The following is a 16466-nucleotide window of genomic DNA, read 5'->3' on the forward strand; positions in this document are numbered from 1 at the left end:
TTCATGCCCGTTCGTTATTCCCGTTGGCGCCTGCTCGTCGCTGTCGTCCTGTTGCTGCTGTTCGTTGCGCTGCTCGTCGCCGGTCGGCTGCTGCATTGGGATGACCAGCTGCGGCTGTACTGGAGCGAGCGCTCGGTCACTGCCGAACAGCGTGCCGCCGGCATCTGGCTGCCGGACTATGAGCTGGCGCTGGAGACCACGCTGGCCGGGCTCGAGGACGACGAAACCTCCGGGCTGACCTGGAACCCGCTGACCGGCACGCTGTTCACCGTTACCGGCAAACATCCGCAGCTGATCGAGTTCACCCCGGCCGGTGTCGTATTGCGGCGCATCGCACTGACCGGCTTCTCCGATCCGGAAGCGGTGGAGGCGCTGGATAATGGCCGCCTGGCGATCGTCGACGAGCGCCGCCGGCTGGTCGCGGTATTCCGCCTGATGCCGGGCGTGGAAAGCCTGGAGCTGGACGACCTCGCCAGCTATGACCTCGGGTTCGCCGAGGCCGGCAACAAGGGCTTCGAGGGGCTGGCGTGGAATCCGCATTCGCAACGCCTGCTGCTGGCCAAGGAGCGCGACCCGCAGGGGCTGTTCGAGCTGCCATTCCCCGGCGAGGACGGTGCCGTCGGCGCGCTGAAGGCATTGCCCAGCCAGCCGCTGTTGGTGCGCGACCTGTCATCGGTGACGATCGATCCGCGCAGCGGTCATACGCTGCTGCTCTCGGACGAGTCCCGGCTGCTGGTGGAGCTGGACCTGCAAGGCAAGCCACGCAGCTTCATCGCCTTGTTCGGTGGTCTGAATGGCCTGGTGCAGGGCATCGAGCAGGCCGAGGGCGTCGCCATGGACGGCGAAGGCAGCATCTATGTGGTAGGCGAGCCGAACCGCTTCTACGTGTTCAGCCGCAAGCGCTGAGACGTTGCGCCCGTTAAGCCTGGTGTAAGCCGGGCCCGACACAATCGCGATTTCAGAATTAGAAGAAAGTGGGTGTCATGCGTGCGTTGAAAATCCTTCTGGCTGCGCTGCTCGGCGTTGCCCTGTTACTGGCCGTGGCGGTCGGTGTTCACTACCGTCTGTTCGAGCGCGGCTGGTTCCACTTCACCCAGTGGCAGCAGGGCGAGCAGAGCGGCAGCGCCTCGTTGTGGCTGCCGGACTACCGGGTCGCGATCCAGGGCAAGGTCGTTGCCGGTATCGACGATGACCTGTCGGCGCTGACCTTCGATCCGGATCGCAACAGCCTGATCGCCCTCACCAACGGCGATCCGCACTGGCTGGAACTCAGCCTGGAAGGCGATCTGCTGCGCGCCATTCCGCTGGTCGGCTTCGGCGATCCGGAGGCCATCGAGTACATCTCCGAAGGCGTCTACGTGATCAGCGATGAACGCCTGCAGCGGTTGCTGCGCGTCGAGGTCAATGAGCAGACGAGCGTCATCGATGCCGAGCAGGCGCAACAGCTGTCGCTGGGGATCGACCTCAACGGCAACAAGGGCTTCGAGGGGCTCGCCTACGATACGGCGGGCCAGCGCCTGTACGTCGCGAAGGAGCGCAACCCGGTGCGCATCTACGAGATATCCGGCTTTCCGTTTGCCGAGCCGACGCCTTCGGTGCATATCAGTGAGCACCAGGCGCGACTGTTCGTGCGCGACCTTTCCAGCCTGCAGTTCGACGAGCAGACCGGCCACTTGCTGGCGCTTTCCGACGAGTCGCGCCTGGTGGTCGAGCTGGACGCCGATGGCCAGCCGCTCAGCAGCCTGTCGCTGAGCGCGGGCCGGCACGGGTTGGAGCGGGACGTGCCGCAGGCGGAGGGGATGGCGATGGGACCGGACGGCACGCTCTATCTGGTCAGCGAGCCGAACCTGTTCTACGTGTTTCGCAAACCGGCCAGGTGATCGGACGACCAGCCGATCACCTGGCACCAGCGATCAGGCGACCGGCGAGGCGCTTTCGTCCTGCAGGGCGGCATTCGGTGCGTGGCGTAGTACCGAGTCGCAACCCTGCTCGGCACTGTGCAGGCTGGCGTACATCTGACTCTGGCCGATGACCTGCCCGTTGGTTGCCTTGAGCACGAAAAAGTACTTGCCGTTGCTCGACTCCTTGACCTCGAACGCACCTTCGCGCACCGCGTTCTTGCGCACCGAATCGATGCCGTTGAGCGCCGAGGCATGGGCCTTGTACTGCTCGCTGGACAGGATGACCTGACCGTTGCCGGCCAGAAGATTGAAATGGAACTGGCCGTTGCTGGATTTCTTCAACTGGAATTTGCCGGACATGGCGACACCTCCTGTGATGAGCTGCGGCGGACTCGTCGCAGCGCACCTAAAGCGTAGTCGCCAGTTCGGCGTCGCGCCGTTGCGCTTCGCCGCGGCGGATCAGCGCTTGAGTGTCTGCACGCCGTCCTTGGTGCCGAGCAGTAGCAAATCCGCCGGGCGCATGGCGAACAGGCCGTTACAGACCACGCCGACGATGTCGTTGATCTTGCCTTCCAGTTCCGGCGCGAAGCCGATCATCAGGTTGTGCACGTCGAGGATGACGTTGCCGTTGTCGGTGACCACGCCGTCGCGGTAGACCGGGTCGCCGCCGAGCTTGACCAGCTCGCGGGCAACATGACTGCGCGCCATCGGGATGACTTCCACCGGCAGCGGGAAGGCGCCCAGCTGCCCGACCAGCTTGCTGCCGTCGGCGATGCAGATGAAGGTCTTGGCTACCGCGGCGACGATCTTCTCGCGGGTGAGTGCCGCGCCGCCGCCCTTGATCAGCTCCAGGTGCTTGTTCGCCTCGTCGGCGCCGTCGACGTAGAACTCCAGTTCGCTCACCGAGTTCAGGTTGTAGACCGGGATGCCGTGCTGCTTCAGGCGCTCGGCGGTGGCTTCGGAGCTGGCCACGGCGCCGTCGAAGAAGCCCTTGTGCTTGGCCAGCAGGTCGATGAAGAAGTTGGCGGTGGAGCCAGTGCCGACGCCAATGATGCTGCGATCGCTGAGGTGCGGGACGATATGGTCGACGGCGGCCTGGGCGACGGCCTGCTTGAGCTGATCCTGGGTCATGGCGGGAATCCGGGCGGGAAAGACGAAGGCTCGGATTATAGCCCTCTGCCGGCGGCGGGTCTTGTCATGCCGAAGCCGTGGTGGATTGCCGGTGGTCGCCGGGGGCGTGCGGGGGGTAGACTCCTCGTTCCCTCGCAATGCCTGCCAAGACAGCCAGAATGCTCGAACATTACGTCAAGAAGATCCTCACTTCCCGCGTCTACGACGTCGCCATCGAAACCCCGCTGCAGCCAGCCCGCCAGCTTTCCGAGCGAATCGGCAACCAGATTCTGCTCAAGCGCGAGGATCTGCAGCCGGTGTTCTCCTTCAAGGTCCGCGGCGCCTACAACAAGCTGGCGCAGCTGTCCGCCGAGGAGCTGGCACGTGGCGTGGTCACGGCATCGGCTGGCAATCACGCCCAAGGTGTTGCGCTGGCGGCCAAGCAGCTGGGGATCAAGGCCACCATCGTCATGCCGCGCACCACGCCGGAGCTGAAGGTGCAGGGCGTACGCGCCCGCGGCGGCAAGGTGGTGCTGCACGGTGATGCCTTCCCCGAGGCGCTGGCCTATTCGCTGAAGCTGGTGGAAGAGAAGGGCTACGTTTATATCCACCCTTACGACGATCCCGATGTGATCGCCGGACAGGGCACCGTGGCAATGGAAATCCTTCGTCAGCACCAGGGGCCGATCGACGCGATCTTCGTCCCGGTCGGCGGTGGTGGTCTGGTGGCCGGTATCGCCGCCTACGTGAAATACCTCTATCCGCAGACCAAGGTGATCGGCGTCGAGCCGGACGACTCCAACTGCCTGCAGGCGGCGATGGCGGCGGGTGAGCGGGTGGTGCTGGAGCAGGTCGGACTGTTCGCCGACGGCGTGGCGGTGGCGCAGATCGGTCAGCACACCTTCGAGATCTGCCGGCACTATGTCGATGAGGTCATCACCGTCAGCACCGACGAGATCTGCGCGGCGATCAAGGATATCTACGACGACACCCGCTCGATCACCGAACCGGCCGGTGCGTTGTCCGTCGCGGGGATCAAGAAGTACGTCGAGCGCGAGGGTGTCAGTGGCCAGGTGCTGGTCGGCATCGATTCCGGCGCCAACGTCAATTTCGACCGCCTGCGCCACGTCGCCGAGCGCGCCGAGCTGGGCGAGAAGCGCGAGGCGATCATCGCCGTCACCATTCCCGAGCAGCCGGGCAGCTTCAAGGCTTTCTGCGAGGCGATCGGCAAGCGCCAGATCACCGAATTCAACTATCGCTACCACACCGACCGCGAGGCGCACATCTTCGTCGGTGTGCAAACGCATCCGGAAAACGACCCGCGCGCCGCGTTGGTGCAGGGGCTGCGCGACAAGGGCTTCCCGGTGCTCGATCTGACCGATAACGAACTGGCCAAGCTACACACGCGGCACATGGTCGGCGGCCATGCGGTCGGGGTCAGCAACGAGATGGTGCTGCGCTTCGAATTTCCCGAGCGGCCGGGTGCACTGTTCAACTTTCTCAACAAGCTCGGCGGGCGCTGGAACATCTCGATGTTCCATTACCGCAACCATGGTGCCGCCGACGGCCGGGTAGTTGCGGGGCTGCAGGTGCCGGCCGACGAGCGCCATCTGGTACCGGCCGCGCTGGACAAGATCGGCTACCGCTACTGGGACGAAAGCGAGAATCCGGCTTACAAGCTGTTTCTCGGCTGAACTGACTTAAAGGATCGCGAATGGAACACTATCTGACCCTACGAATCGTGCATGGCGCCACCGCGGTGCTGTTGCTACTGGGTGTGATCGTGCACCTGATCATGCTGTGGAAAGCCGGCCGCGGCGGCGACGAGGCCGTGCTGCAACGCAAGCTGCAGCGCACCCGCCGACTGTCCTTGCCGCTGCTGGCCGTGATCGGCCTGTCGCTGCCGGTGACCGGCTGGTGGCTGACACATTTGGCCGGGTGGCCGCTGGGCCAGTTCTGGTTGCTGGCCAGCTCCGTGCTGTTCCTCGTGCTGATCCCGCTGGTTCTGCTGCTGGCCGGGCGTCTTGCCGCCTGGCAGGCGCCGGGCAACGCCACTGCGGCGCGTAACGCCGGCATCTATGCTGTGCTGGTGCTGGTCGTGCTGATTGCCATCACCGCCCTGATGGGCGCCAAGCCGGTCTGATTCGACCGGCTCGGGCATGACTGCTGCGCTGGCTCAGCGCAGCGAGATGATCTGCCAGCCACGTTCGGTGGCGAAGTCGCGCAGCACCGGGTCCGGATCCACCGCCACTGGGTGAGGGACGCGCTGCAGCAGCGGCAGGTCGTTGCGTGAGTCGCTGTAGAAATAGGCGTCTTCGAGAGTCTGCTCGGTTTCCGCCAGCCAGCGCTCGATGCGCTGGACCTTGCCTTCCTGGAAGCAGGGGATGTCGGTTAGACGACCGGTGTAGCGCCCGTCACGCATCTCGCATTCGGTCGCCAGCAGGGTATCGACGCCCAGGCGTGCAGCGATCGGCCCGGTGATGAAGCGATTGGTGGCGGTGATGATCACCACCTTGTCGCCCGCCTCCAGATGCTGGCGTAGCAGGGCCTCGCCCTTGCTCAGCACGATGGGCTCGATGAAATCCTGCATGAATTCGTCGTGCCACTGCTGCAGCTGCACCATCTCGCTGCGGCCGAGCAGTTCCTGGCAGAAATTCTGATAGGCGTGCACGTCGAGATTGCCGGCCAGGTAATCCTGATAGAAGGCGTCGTTGCGCGCCTTGTACTGGGTCGGATCGACGATGCCGCGCTGGCAGAGGTATTCGCCCCAGGCGTGGTCGCTGTCACCGGCCAGCAGGGTGTTGTCGAGATCGAATAGAGCCAGGCGCACGGATGTTTTCCTCGATGATGGTCAGGGCAGCCCCAAGCATACCGGTTGCAGCGCCTTGCGCGCAGCCTCGGGCGGCCCCTCGCCGAGCGCGCGGGTACGTGCCGAACGGCGGCTTGCCGTGCTTTCGGCTTATCGCGGTTTTGTGGAACAATGCCGCGACATGCGTCTGCGAGGTTGTATGCCGTGATCGACTCCGATGGTTTTCGCCCGAACGTCGGCATCATCCTGACCAACGATGTCGGTCAGGTGCTGTGGGCCAGGCGGATCAATCAGGATGCCTGGCAGTTCCCGCAAGGCGGGATCAATGCCCGTGAAACGCCGGAAGAAGCCCTGTTTCGCGAACTCAACGAAGAAGTCGGCCTGGAAGAGCAGGATGTGAAGATCCTCGCCTGCACCCGTGGCTGGTTGCGCTATCGTCTGCCGCAACGCCTGGTGCGTACCCATAGCCAGCCGCTGTGCATCGGACAGAAACAGAAGTGGTTCCTGCTGCGCCTGACCAGTGCCGAAGAGCGTGTACGCATGGACCTGACCGGCAAACCGGAGTTCGATGGCTGGCGCTGGGTCAGCTACTGGTATCCGCTGGGACAGGTGGTCACCTTCAAGCGCGAGGTCTATCGTCGCGCACTTAAAGAGCTCGCACCGCGTCTACCGGTGCGGGACTGATATTCGGGGAGAAAGCCTCTGAGCATGCTCGGCACGCTGCGCAAGATTGTCCAGGAAGTGAATGCCGCCAAGGACCTCAAGGCGGCGTTGGGCATCATCGTGCTGAGAGTCAGGGAGGCCATGGGTAGCCAGGTCTGCTCGGTCTATCTGCTCGATCCGGAAACCGAACGCTTCGTCCTGATGGCCACCGAAGGCCTCAACAAGCGCGCCATCGGCAAGGTCAGCATGGCGCCCAACGAAGGCCTGGTCGGCCTGGTCGGCACCCGCGAAGAGCCGCTCAACCTCGAACACGCCTCCGAACACCCACGCTATCGCTACTTCGCCGAAACCGGCGAGGAACGCTATGCCTCCTTTCTCGGTGCGCCGATCATCCACCACCGTCGGGTGATGGGCGTACTGGTCATCCAGCAGAAGGAACGCCGCCAGTTCGACGAGGGTGAAGAAGCCTTCCTCGTCACCATGAGCGCGCAGCTTGCCGGTGTTATCGCCCATGCCGAGGCGACCGGTTCGATCCGCGGGCTTGGCCGGCAAGGCAAGGGCATCCAGGAAACCCGCTTCATCGGCATTCCGGGTGCGCCAGGCGCCGGCGTCGGCACCGCCGTGGTGGTGCTGCCGCCGGCTGATCTGGATGTGGTGCCGGACAAGAACATCGACAACATCGATGCCGAGCTGACGCTCTTCGAAGCTGCGCTGGAGGCTGTGCGCGCCGACATGCGCACTCTCTCGGAAAAGCTCGCCACGCAGATGCGTAAGGAAGAGCGCGCGCTGTTCGACGTATACCTGATGATGCTCGACGACTCCGCCTTGGGCGGCGAAGTGACCAAGGTCATCCGTACCGGCCAGTGGGCGCAGGGCGCGCTGCGCCAGGTGGTCAGCGAGCACGTGCGGCGCTTCGAGATGATGGACGACGCCTACCTCCGCGAGCGCGCATCGGACGTCAAGGACATCGGCCGGCGCCTGCTTTCCTACCTGCAGGAGGCGCGTCAGCAGACGCTGACCTATCCCGACAAGACCATTCTGGTCAGTGAGGAGCTCTCGCCGGCGATGCTCGGCGAGGTGCCAGAGGGCAAGCTGGTGGGCATGGTTTCGGTGCTCGGCTCGAGCAACTCCCACGTCGCCATTCTCGCCCGTGCCATGGGCATTCCGACGGTGATGGGCGCGGTCGACCTGCCGTATTCCAAGGTCGACGGCATCGAGCTGATCATCGACGGCTATCGCGGCGAGATCATCACCAACCCGGGCAAGGTCCTGCGCGAGCAGTATGAAGTGCTGGCCGAGCAGGAGCGCCAGCTCTCCGCCGGGCTCGACGTGCTGCGCGAGCTGCCGTGCGAGACCACCGACGGTCATCGCATTCCGCTGTGGGTGAATACCGGCCTGCTCGCCGATGTGGTGCGCGCGCAGGAGCGCGGCGCCGAGGGCGTCGGCCTGTATCGCACCGAAGTGCCGTTCATGATCAAGGAGCGCTTCCCAAGCGAGAAGGAGCAGATGGCGATCTACCGCGAGCAGCTGGAAGCCTTCCATCCGCTGCCGGTAACCATGCGCAGCCTCGACATCGGCGGCGACAAGTGCCTGCCGTACTTCCCGATCAAGGAAGAAAACCCGTTCCTCGGCTGGCGCGGTATCCGCGTCACCCTCGACCACCCCGAGATCTTCCTGCTGCAGACCCGCGCCATGCTCAAGGCCAGCGCCGGGCTGAACAACCTGCGCATCCTCTTGCCGATGATTTCCGGCATCCGCGAACTGGAAGAGGCGCTGCATCTGATTCACCGTGCCTGGTGCGAGGTGCGCGACGAGGGGCTGGACGTGATCATGCCGCCGGTCGGCGTCATGATCGAAGTGCCGGCGGCGGTCTACCTGACGCGCGAGCTGGCGCGCATGGTGGACTTCATCTCGGTCGGCTCGAACGACCTCACGCAGTACCTGCTGGCGGTGGATCGCAACAATCCGCGGGTCGCCGATCTCTACGACTATCTGCATCCGGCCGTGCTCGAAGCGCTGCAGCGTGTGGTCAAGGAAGCCCATGGCGAGGGCAAGCCGGTGAGCATCTGCGGCGAGATGGCGGGCGACCCGGCGGCGGCCATGCTGTTGCTGGCGATGGGCTTCGACAGCCTGTCGATGAACGCCACCAACCTGCCCAAGGTGAAATGGCTGCTGCGTCAGATCAGCATGGATACTGCTCAGCAGCTGCTGGCGCGGGTCATGCTGCTGGACAGCCCGCAGGTCATTCACAGCACGGTCCAGCTGACCTTGCGCAACCTCGGCCTGAGCAAGCTGATCAACCCGTCCGCCGTCTGAGCAGCCCGCCGCTCTCCAATCAGCTCGTTGGCGGGTGGCGGTAGCGCACCTCGCCCACTGGGCCGTCCGGGCCGAAACTACGCTCCAGGATGTCCAACGCTCCGTCGGCATGACGGATCAGCGCTGTGCTGGCGCGCGTGCCGTACTCCGGGCTGGCGATGAAGATGCTCGACAGCCGCCTTTCCCATTCCAGCGGCACGCCGGTCTGCGGCAGTTCATGCTCGGCCGCTGGCCTTGGGTCCGCCAGCAGGGCGAGCAGGTTCTCAGGAGTCGCCGGGTCGAGGTTGGTCGCCAGTGCTGCGCGGGCTTTTCTCAGCTTGGGCCAGGGCGTGTCGAGGCCGGCGTTGGACAGACCGTAGATGCCAGGCTGCAACTCCGTCGCCTCACCGCGGTGTGAGTTCAGATGCCAGAGTGCCTGCCGATCGCCGACCAGCAGGTTGAAGCCGGCGTAGTCGGCGCAGCGACCGGTCAGCTCGGCGAGGTAGTCGGCCGGCGGCAAGTTTCCGCGCAGGTACTGTTCCGGCAGCTCGCCGCGCGAACGTGGGCCGATCACCTGGCCGGGTGCGCGAATGTTGGTCAGTGCGGCGAAGCGTCCGCCGGTGGTGACGCCCATCCAGGTGCCGCCTGCCTGCAGGTCGCGACCGCCGACGATCCAGGGTGCATCCTCCCAGTGCCCCAGCGGCAGGCTCGGGCGGGCGTGGAACTCGTCGCGGTTGGCGGCTACCACCAGCGGTTGGGTGTGGCCGGGGCGCCAGGCGAAAACGATCAGGCACATGGGAAAGCCAAACTATGTCCGGACCGCCAAGAGTACAGGCGCGGCCGGCGTATGAGCCACCGCCGGGTTTTTCACGCTCAACGTCGGCGCGCGGGGCGGGCGCATTTTCCGCTAACATGCCGCTTTGTTTCGCCGGGACGGGGCGCATGGAGTTTCTGCTGTATCTGCTGCTGGGCGGCTTCGCTGGTGTGCTGGCCGGGCTGTTCGGCGTGGGCGGCGGGCTGATCATCGTGCCGGTGCTGGTATTCAGTTTCAGCGCCCAGGGATTTTCTCAGGAAATCCTCACCCATCTGGCCGTCGGTACGTCCCTGGCTACCATCGTCTTCACCTCGGTCAATTCCATTCTCACCCATCACCGCAAAGGTGCGGTGCGCTGGCCGATGGTGCTGTGGATGACCTTTGGCATTCTCCTTGGCGCCGCCCTGGGCAGCCTGACCGCCGCGGCGATCCAGGGGCCGATGCTGCAGAAGATCATCGGTGTGTTCGCCCTGGCAATGGCGGTGCAAATGGGGTTCGACCTGCGGCCCAAGGCCACCGGCCAGGCGCCGGGACGGCCCGAGCTGTCGCTGGTGGGCGTGGTGATCGGCTGGGCGTCGGCGATTTTCGGCATTGGCGGCGGGTCGCTGTCGGTACCCTACCTGACCTGGCGCAGCGTGCCGATGCAGCAGGCGGTGGCAACTTCCGCGGCGTGCGGCCTGCCGATCGCGATCGCCGGGGCGCTGAGTTTCATGGTGGTCGGCTGGCACGAAACGCAACTGCCCGACTGGAGTCTGGGCTTCGTCTATCTGCCGGCCATGCTCGGCATCGCGGCAACCAGCATGTTTTTCGCCAGACTGGGTGCGAAACTGGCGCATCGTTTGTCGGCCAAGGTTCTGAAACGGCTGTTCGCTCTACTGCTGCTGAGCGTCGGCATCAATTTTCTGGTTTGAGGAGTAACGGATGCTGCCCTATCCGCAGATCGATCCGGTGGCCATCGCCATCGGCCCCTTGCAGATTCACTGGTACGGCCTGATGTACCTGATCGGCATCGGCGGCGCCTGGTGGCTGGCTTCGCTGCGGGTGCAGCGCTTCGCGCCCGAGTGGCCGAAGGACAAACTCTCCGATCTTGTGTTCTGGGTGGCCATGGGCGTTATCGTCGGTGGCCGTCTGGGTTATGTGCTGTTCTACGATCTGGCTGCCTACATCAATGACCCAAGCCTGATTTTGCAGGTCTGGAAGGGCGGCATGTCCTTCCACGGAGGACTGATCGGCGTACTGCTGTGCAGCTGGATCTTCGCCCGGCGCAACGGCAAGAGCTTCTTCGAGCTGATGGACTTCATCGCGCCGTTCGTGCCGATCGGTCTGGGCGCCGGACGAATCGGCAACTTCATCAACGCCGAGCTGTGGGGCAAGGCCACCGATGTGCCCTGGGCGATGGTCTTCCCGACCGACCCGCAGCAACTGGCGCGGCACCCGTCGCAGCTCTATCAGTTCGCCCTGGAGGGCGTCGCGCTGTTCCTGATCCTCTGGTTCTATTCGCGCAAACCGCGGCCGACCATGGCGGTCTCCGGACTGTTCGCGGTGTGCTACGGCATCTTCCGCTTCATCGTCGAATTCGTCCGTGTGCCGGATGCACAGCTGGGCTACCTGGCGTTCGGCTGGCTGACCATGGGCCAGCTGCTCTGCGTGCCAATGGTGCTGCTCGGCGCCGGGATGATCGCCTGGGCCTATCGCCGCGACGCCGGCCGGGCTCCGGCCTGATTCCGTTGCCCTGCCTGTCGCCATAAGGGCGACAAGCGGGGCGCAGGCCTTTTACTATTCGCGCAGCCTTTTCACCGCGCTTCGGCGCCTGCTTCGAGTCAATCGATGAAACAGTACCTCGACCTGATGCGCCACGTGCGCGAACACGGCACCTTCAAGACCGATCGTACCGGCACCGGCACCTACAGCGTGTTTGGCCATCAGATGCGCTTCGACCTGGCCGAAGGCTTTCCGCTGGTCACCACCAAGAAGTGCCACCTCAAATCCATCATCCACGAGCTGCTGTGGTTTCTTCAGGGCGACACCAACATCAAGTACCTGAAGGAAAACGGCGTGCGCATCTGGGACGAGTGGGCCGACGAGAACGGCGAGCTGGGCCCGGTCTATGGCTACCAGTGGCGCTCCTGGCCGGCGCCGAACGGTGAATCCATCGACCAGATCGCCAACCTGCTGGCGATGATCAGGAAGAACCCGGATTCGCGCCGCCTGATCGTTTCGGCCTGGAACCCGGCGCTGGTCGAGCAGATGGCGTTGCCGCCGTGCCACGCGCTGTTCCAGTTCTACGTCGCCGACGGCAAGCTCAGCTGCCAGCTGTACCAGCGCTCGGCGGATATCTTCCTCGGCGTGCCGTTCAACATCGCAAGCTATGCGCTGCTGACGCTGATGGTGGCGCAGGTCTGCGACCTGCAACCGGGCGAGTTCATCTGGAGCGGCGGCGACTGTCATCTGTACGCCAATCACCTGGAGCAGGCCGACCTGCAACTGACCCGCGAGCCGCTGCCGCTGCCGACCATGAAGCTCAATCCGGACGTGAAGGACCTGTTCGCCTTCCGCTTCGAGGACTTCGAACTGGTTGGCTACGAAGCGCATCCGCACATCAAGGCACCCGTAGCCGTCTGACTTTGGTCGGTTTTGCCGTCGTGGATAACCCGATTGTCACATTTGCCGTATAGACTCGACCGCTCAGGGACTGTCGGGAGGCGAATCATGCGCAGGGTCGTGTTCAATCAGAAGGGCGGTGTCGGCAAGTCGAGCATCGCCTGCAACCTGGCAGCGGTCAGTGCATCGCAGGGCTACCGCACGCTGCTGGTAGATCTGGACGCCCAGGCCAACTCCACGCATTACCTGACCGGGCTGACCGGCGATGACATTCCCACCGGCATCGCCGATTTCTTCAAGCAGATTCTCGCCGGCGGTACCGCTGGCAAGAAGGCGCGCCCGCCCATTCTAGAAACGGCCTTCGACAATTTGCATTTGATCAGCGCGACGGCAGAGCTGGCCGACCTGCAGCCCAAGCTGGAGGCCAAGCACAAGATCAACAAGCTGCGAAAATTGCTCGACGGTCTTGCCGAGGACTATGACCGGATTTACCTCGACACCCCGCCGGCGCTGAATTTTTATACGGTCTCTGCGCTTATCGCAGCTGATCGCTGCCTGATTCCCTTCGACTGCGACAGCTTTTCCCGCCAGGCGCTGTACAGCCTGCTCGACGAGATCGAGGAGATGAAGGAAGACCACAACGATACGCTCGAGGTCGAGGGCATCGTGGTCAATCAGTTCCAGCCGCGTGCCGCGCTACCGCAGCAAATGATCGATGAACTGCTGAGCGAGGGTCTTCCGGTGCTACCGGTCTACCTGATGAGTTCGGTGAAGATGCGCGAGTCGCACCAGGCCTGCACGCCGCTGGTTTACCTGGATCCGCGGCACAAGCTGAGCCAGCAGTTCGTCGAACTGCATGAGCGGCTCGAAGCGAACGGCTGAGTCGGTTCGGCTTCAGTCCTCGGCACGCCGCTCCAGCTTCTTGCCCAGCCGCGAGGCATAGAGTTCGCCGATCATCCCGCGGCGGAACACCAGTACGCAGACCATGAAGATGATGCCGGTGACCAGCGTCACCGGTAGCTCCGAGGTGGCGAAGTAGTTGCCCAGGCTGGTCACCAGCGCGGCGCCGAAGATCGGACCGACCAACGTACCGATGCCGCCAAGCAGGGTCATCAGCACCACCTCGCCGGACATCTGCCAGCTGACGTCGGTCAGCGTGGCGAACTGGAACACCAGCGCCTTCAGTCCGCCAGCCAGTCCGGCCAAGGCAGCGGACATGACGAAGGCGCCGAGCTTGTAGCGCGACACCGAATAGCCCAGGGAAATGGCACGGTTCTCGTTCTCGCGGATCGAGCGCAGGATCATGCCGTACGGCGAGTTGATCACGCGCCAGATCAGCAGCATCCCGGCGAGAAACACCGTGAGCACGAAGAAGTACATGTACAGCGGCTCCTGCAGATCGATGAAGCCGAGCAGGTGCCCACGTGGAACGTTCTGAATGCCGTCCTCACCATGGGTGAACGGAGCTTGCAGGCAGAAGAAAAAGAACATCTGCGACAGCGCCAGGGTGATCATCGTCGAGTAGATGCCCTGCCGGCGGATCGCCAGGAAGCCGATGATCAGCCCGAGAAACGCCGCGCCGGCGACGCCGACGAGAATGCCCAACTCCGGTGGCAGCCCCCATTCCTTCACCGCGTGGGCGGTGAAATACGCCGCGCCGCCGAAGAATGCCGCGTGGCCGAAGGAGAGGATGCCGGTGTAGCCGAGCAGCAGGTTGAAGGCGCAGGCGAAGAGGGCGAAGCACAGCACCTTCATCAGGAAGATCGGGTAGAAGTAGAACGGTGCCAGCGCCAGCGCGACCACGCCGATCAGGATCAGCACGGTCTCCAGGCGCAGCAGCGGGCGTTTGGTGGTCGGCGTGACGTTCACCTGGCTGTTCATCAGGCGTCCCTCCCCATCAGGCCGGCCGGGCGCACCAGCAGCACAATCGCCATGATCACGAAGATCACGATGTTGGAAGCCTCCGGATAGAACACCTTGGTCAGCCCCTCGAGAATGCCCAGCATGTAGCCGGTGATGATGGCGCCGAGAATCGAGCCCATGCCGCCGACCACCACCACCGCGAACACCACGATGATCAGGTTCGAGCCCATCAGCGGGCTGACCTGGTAGATCGGCGCGGCGAGCATGCCGGCCAGGCCGGCCAGCGCTGCGCCCATGCCGTAGGTGAAGGTCAGCAGCAGCGGCACGTTGATGCCGAAGGTGCGCACCAGCGTCGGGTTTTCCGTGGCGGCACGCAGGTAGGCGCCGAGCTTGGTCTTCTCAATCAGCAGCCAGCTGGCGATGCAGATCACCAGGGAGGCCAGCACGACCCAGGCGCGGTACTTGGGGAGGAACATGAAGCCCAGGTTGTAGCCACCGGCCAGTTCTTTCGGCACGGCGTAGGGCTGCCCGGAGGAGCCATAGAAGTAGCGAAACGCGCCTTCCAGGGCGAGCGCCAGGCCGAAGGTGAAGAGCAGGCTGTAGAGGTGGTCGAGGTTGTATAGCCGCGATAGCGCGAGGCGCTCGATCACCGCGCTGCACAGGCCGACGATGATCGGCGCGAGGATCAGCGCCGGCCAGTAGCCGATGCCGAGGGTCGCCAGCAGCAGATAGCCGGCGAAGGCGCCGATCATGTATTGCGCGCCGTGGGCGAAGTTGATGATCTTCAGCATGCCGAAGATGATCGCCAGGCCCAGGCTGAGCATGGCGTAGAACGAGCCGTTGATCAGGCCGATCAAGAGCTGGCCGAGGAACGCCTGGATCGGCACATCGAAAATCGTCGTCATCAGACCCCCAGGGCTTCGTTGAGCATGGTCATGCGGCCGGACAGATCGGCGACGTCGAACGAATCGATGACCTTGCCGTGATCGACTACATAGAAGCGGTCGGCCACCTTGCTGGCGAAGCGGAAGTTCTGTTCCACCAGCAGGATGGTCATGCCGCGCTGCTTAAGTGTCTGCAGCACCTCGCCGATGCGCTGGATGATCACCGGCGCCAGGCCTTCGGTGGGTTCGTCGAGCAGCAGCAGCTTGGCGCCGGTGCGCAGGATGCGCGCCATCGCCAGCATCTGCTGCTCACCACCGGATAGCTTGGTGCCGGGGCTCTTGCGGCGTTCCTCGAGGTTGGGGAACAGCTGGTAGATCTCGGCCAGGGTCATGCCGCCCTTGGCGATCACTGGCGGCAGGGTGAGGTTCTCCTCAACCGTCAGGGTGGAAAAGATGCCGCGTTCTTCCGGTACATAACCGATGCCGTGGCGGGCGGTGCGGTGCAGCGGCACTCGCAGCATGTCCTTGCCGTCGAAGCGGATGCTGCCGCTGCGCTTGCGGATGATGCCGACGATCGAGCGCAACGCGGTGGTCTTGCCGACGCCGTTGCGGCCAAGCAGGGTTACCGTCTCGCCCTGGTGCACGTCGAGGTCGATGCCGTGCAGGGCATGGCTTTCGCCATACCAGGCGTTGAGGTCGCGCACGCTGAGCAAGGGTTCAGTCATCGTCGGTCCCCATGTAGGCCACGCGCACGCGCTCGTCCTGGCTGACCGTGCGGTAGTCGCCGGAGGTAAGGATTTCTCCGCGCTGCAACACGGTCACCTGATGGCAGAGGTCAGCGACCACCTTGAGGTTGTGCTCGACCATCAGCACCGCGCGCTGGGTGGCGACCTCGCGGATGATCTCTGCCACCACATGCACGTCTTCGTGGCCCATGCCGGCCATGGGCTCGTCCAGCAGCAATACCTTGGGCTCCAGCGCCAGGGTGGTGGCGATCTCCAGTACGCGTTTGCGACCGTAGGAGAGATCAGCCGCCAGCTCGTTGCGCTTGTCGGCCAGGCCGACCGACTCGATCAGCTGCATGGCGCGCTCGTTGAGGCGGTTGAGCGAGCGCATCGGCAGCCAGAACTGCGTGGCCAGCCCGCCCGGCCGCTGCAGCGCGACGCGCACGTTGTCCAGCACGGAGAGGTGCGGGAATACCGCCGAGATCTGGAACGAGCGCACCAGCCCCATGCGTGCCACCTTGGCCGGGTCGGTGCGGGTGATGTCATGGTCGAGCAGGCAAATGGTTCCGCTGGTGGGCTGCAGGAACTTGGTCAGCAGGTTGAACACCGTGGTCTTGCCAGCGCCGTTGGGACCGATCAGGGCGTGCACCCGTGCATGGCGCACGTCCAGATCGACATCGTTCACCGCGACGAAGCCGCCGAACTCCTTGCGCAGGCCGCGGGCAGAGAGCATCACCGGCGAGCCCGTGGCTGTGCCGGCGGCCGAACCGTCGGCGTCCAGACCTTGCACTTCCGCCATGC

General features: G+C 64.3%; 18 protein-coding genes. 10 read left to right on the forward strand and 8 right to left on the reverse strand.

Annotated elements, in window-relative coordinates:
• The first annotated feature begins 3 nt into the window (after positions 1–3).
• On the forward strand, positions 4–906 hold the full coding sequence (locus IEG05_RS02245; protein WP_191121591.1) for an SdiA-regulated domain-containing protein: 903 nt from the start codon (positions 4–6) through the stop codon (positions 904–906).
• Between the two features lie 77 nt (positions 907–983).
• Positions 984–1880, forward strand: coding sequence for an SdiA-regulated domain-containing protein (locus tag IEG05_RS02250; protein WP_046618458.1), 897 nt, complete (start codon positions 984–986; stop codon positions 1878–1880).
• Between the two features lie 33 nt (positions 1881–1913).
• Here the strand turns inward: IEG05_RS02250 and IEG05_RS02255 are convergent, their stop codons facing one another.
• Both IEG05_RS02255 and rpiA read right to left on the reverse strand, forming a co-directional pair.
• Positions 1914–2261, reverse strand: a complete 348-nt coding sequence (locus tag IEG05_RS02255) for a YegP family protein (protein WP_046618457.1) — start codon at positions 2259–2261, stop codon at positions 1914–1916.
• Positions 2262–2360: 99 nt separating this feature from the next.
• On the reverse strand, positions 2361–3032 hold the full coding sequence (gene rpiA, locus IEG05_RS02260; RefSeq protein ID WP_191121592.1) for a ribose-5-phosphate isomerase RpiA: 672 nt from the start codon (positions 3030–3032) through the stop codon (positions 2361–2363).
• A 158-nt stretch (positions 3033–3190) separates the two neighbouring features.
• Between rpiA and ilvA the strand changes: the two genes are divergently transcribed.
• Both ilvA and IEG05_RS02270 read left to right on the forward strand, forming a co-directional pair.
• Positions 3191–4705 (forward strand): threonine ammonia-lyase, biosynthetic, encoded by a 1515-nt coding sequence (gene ilvA, locus IEG05_RS02265; RefSeq protein ID WP_015278520.1) that lies wholly within the window; start codon positions 3191–3193, stop codon positions 4703–4705.
• 20 nt (positions 4706–4725) lie between these two features.
• Positions 4726–5154: a DUF2269 family protein gene (locus IEG05_RS02270; protein ID WP_046618455.1), complete on the forward strand. Its 429-nt coding sequence runs from the start codon at positions 4726–4728 to the stop codon at positions 5152–5154.
• Between the two features lie 33 nt (positions 5155–5187).
• Here IEG05_RS02270 and IEG05_RS02275 read toward each other — a convergent pair whose 3' ends face one another.
• Positions 5188–5841, reverse strand: coding sequence for a histidinol-phosphatase (locus IEG05_RS02275; protein WP_191121593.1), 654 nt, complete (start codon positions 5839–5841; stop codon positions 5188–5190).
• A 183-nt stretch (positions 5842–6024) separates the two neighbouring features.
• On the opposite strand from IEG05_RS02275, the gene IEG05_RS02280 reads away from it, so the two are divergent.
• A complete protein-coding gene (locus tag IEG05_RS02280) occupies positions 6025–6504 on the forward strand; it encodes an RNA pyrophosphohydrolase (protein ID WP_015278517.1) in 480 nt (159 codons plus the stop codon).
• A gap of 24 nt (positions 6505–6528) precedes the next feature.
• Positions 6529–8799: a phosphoenolpyruvate--protein phosphotransferase gene (gene ptsP, locus IEG05_RS02285; protein ID WP_191121594.1), complete on the forward strand. Its 2271-nt coding sequence runs from the start codon at positions 6529–6531 to the stop codon at positions 8797–8799.
• Positions 8800–8818: 19 nt separating this feature from the next.
• Here the strand turns inward: ptsP and IEG05_RS02290 are convergent, their stop codons facing one another.
• Entirely contained in the window at positions 8819–9574 is a 756-nt protein-coding gene (locus IEG05_RS02290) for an NRDE family protein (RefSeq protein ID WP_191121595.1), read from the reverse strand.
• Between the two features lie 146 nt (positions 9575–9720).
• On the opposite strand from IEG05_RS02290, the gene IEG05_RS02295 reads away from it, so the two are divergent.
• From IEG05_RS02295 to IEG05_RS02310, 4 genes are all read left to right on the forward strand, one after another.
• Positions 9721–10503 carry a sulfite exporter TauE/SafE family protein gene (locus IEG05_RS02295; RefSeq protein ID WP_014821844.1) on the forward strand — a complete coding sequence of 261 codons (783 nt, stop codon included), beginning with the start codon at positions 9721–9723 and terminating at the stop codon, positions 10501–10503.
• A gap of 10 nt (positions 10504–10513) precedes the next feature.
• On the forward strand, positions 10514–11314 hold the full coding sequence (lgt, locus tag IEG05_RS02300) for a prolipoprotein diacylglyceryl transferase (RefSeq protein ID WP_042927847.1): 801 nt from the start codon (positions 10514–10516) through the stop codon (positions 11312–11314).
• Between the two features lie 105 nt (positions 11315–11419).
• Positions 11420–12214, forward strand: a complete 795-nt coding sequence (locus IEG05_RS02305) for a thymidylate synthase (RefSeq protein ID WP_191121596.1) — start codon at positions 11420–11422, stop codon at positions 12212–12214.
• Between the two features lie 87 nt (positions 12215–12301).
• The gene (locus tag IEG05_RS02310) at positions 12302–13075 is read left to right on the forward strand and encodes a ParA family protein (RefSeq protein WP_046618450.1); all 774 of its coding nucleotides are present in this window, start codon (positions 12302–12304) and stop codon (positions 13073–13075) included.
• A gap of 12 nt (positions 13076–13087) precedes the next feature.
• On the opposite strand, the gene IEG05_RS02315 is transcribed toward IEG05_RS02310, so the two are convergent.
• The 4 genes from IEG05_RS02315 to IEG05_RS02330 are packed head-to-tail and all read right to left on the reverse strand — an operon-like array spanning position 13088 to position 16464.
• Positions 13088–14074 carry a branched-chain amino acid ABC transporter permease gene (locus IEG05_RS02315; RefSeq protein WP_191121597.1) on the reverse strand — a complete coding sequence of 329 codons (987 nt, stop codon included), beginning with the start codon at positions 14072–14074 and terminating at the stop codon, positions 13088–13090.
• A complete protein-coding gene (locus tag IEG05_RS02320) occupies positions 14074–14961 on the reverse strand; it encodes a branched-chain amino acid ABC transporter permease (protein ID WP_013981555.1) in 888 nt (295 codons plus the stop codon). The genes IEG05_RS02315 and IEG05_RS02320 overlap by 1 nt, the downstream gene beginning before the upstream one ends.
• Positions 14961–15665: an ABC transporter ATP-binding protein gene (locus IEG05_RS02325; protein WP_191121598.1), complete on the reverse strand. Its 705-nt coding sequence runs from the start codon at positions 15663–15665 to the stop codon at positions 14961–14963. The genes IEG05_RS02320 and IEG05_RS02325 overlap by 1 nt, the downstream gene beginning before the upstream one ends.
• Positions 15658–16464 (reverse strand): ABC transporter ATP-binding protein, encoded by an 807-nt coding sequence (locus tag IEG05_RS02330; protein WP_376781361.1) that lies wholly within the window; start codon positions 16462–16464, stop codon positions 15658–15660. The genes IEG05_RS02325 and IEG05_RS02330 overlap by 8 nt, the downstream gene beginning before the upstream one ends.
• Positions 16465–16466: the final 2 nt, after the last annotated feature.

Source organism: Stutzerimonas kunmingensis, assembly GCF_014764705.1.
GTDB lineage: Bacteria > Pseudomonadota > Gammaproteobacteria > Pseudomonadales > Pseudomonadaceae > Stutzerimonas.

Excerpts from the sequence above, each read along its gene's own strand:
- ilvA (WP_015278520.1), top strand. The coding sequence starts at position 3,191 with ATGCTCGAACATTACGTCAAGAAGATCCTCACTTCCCGCGTCTACGAC.
- IEG05_RS02325 (WP_191121598.1), bottom strand. The coding sequence starts at position 15,665 with ATGACTGAACCCTTGCTCAGCGTGCGCGACCTCAACGCCTGGTATGGC.
- IEG05_RS02290 (WP_191121595.1), bottom strand. The coding sequence starts at position 9,574 with ATGTGCCTGATCGTTTTCGCCTGGCGCCCCGGCCACACCCAACCGCTG.
- IEG05_RS02250 (WP_046618458.1), top strand. The coding sequence starts at position 984 with ATGCGTGCGTTGAAAATCCTTCTGGCTGCGCTGCTCGGCGTTGCCCTG.
- IEG05_RS02315 (WP_191121597.1), bottom strand. The coding sequence starts at position 14,074 with ATGAACAGCCAGGTGAACGTCACGCCGACCACCAAACGCCCGCTGCTG.
- IEG05_RS02320 (WP_013981555.1), bottom strand. The coding sequence starts at position 14,961 with ATGACGACGATTTTCGATGTGCCGATCCAGGCGTTCCTCGGCCAGCTC.
- IEG05_RS02330 (WP_376781361.1), bottom strand. The coding sequence starts at position 16,464 with ATGGCGGAAGTGCAAGGTCTGGACGCCGACGGTTCGGCCGCCGGCACA.
- IEG05_RS02305 (WP_191121596.1), top strand. The coding sequence starts at position 11,420 with ATGAAACAGTACCTCGACCTGATGCGCCACGTGCGCGAACACGGCACC.
- IEG05_RS02270 (WP_046618455.1), top strand. The coding sequence starts at position 4,726 with ATGGAACACTATCTGACCCTACGAATCGTGCATGGCGCCACCGCGGTG.
- lgt (WP_042927847.1), top strand. The coding sequence starts at position 10,514 with ATGCTGCCCTATCCGCAGATCGATCCGGTGGCCATCGCCATCGGCCCC.
- IEG05_RS02295 (WP_014821844.1), top strand. The coding sequence starts at position 9,721 with ATGGAGTTTCTGCTGTATCTGCTGCTGGGCGGCTTCGCTGGTGTGCTG.
- IEG05_RS02255 (WP_046618457.1), bottom strand. The coding sequence starts at position 2,261 with ATGTCCGGCAAATTCCAGTTGAAGAAATCCAGCAACGGCCAGTTCCAT.
- IEG05_RS02245 (WP_191121591.1), top strand. The coding sequence starts at position 4 with ATGCCCGTTCGTTATTCCCGTTGGCGCCTGCTCGTCGCTGTCGTCCTG.
- rpiA (WP_191121592.1), bottom strand. The coding sequence starts at position 3,032 with ATGACCCAGGATCAGCTCAAGCAGGCCGTCGCCCAGGCCGCCGTCGAC.
- ptsP (WP_191121594.1), top strand. The coding sequence starts at position 6,529 with ATGCTCGGCACGCTGCGCAAGATTGTCCAGGAAGTGAATGCCGCCAAG.
- IEG05_RS02310 (WP_046618450.1), top strand. The coding sequence starts at position 12,302 with ATGCGCAGGGTCGTGTTCAATCAGAAGGGCGGTGTCGGCAAGTCGAGC.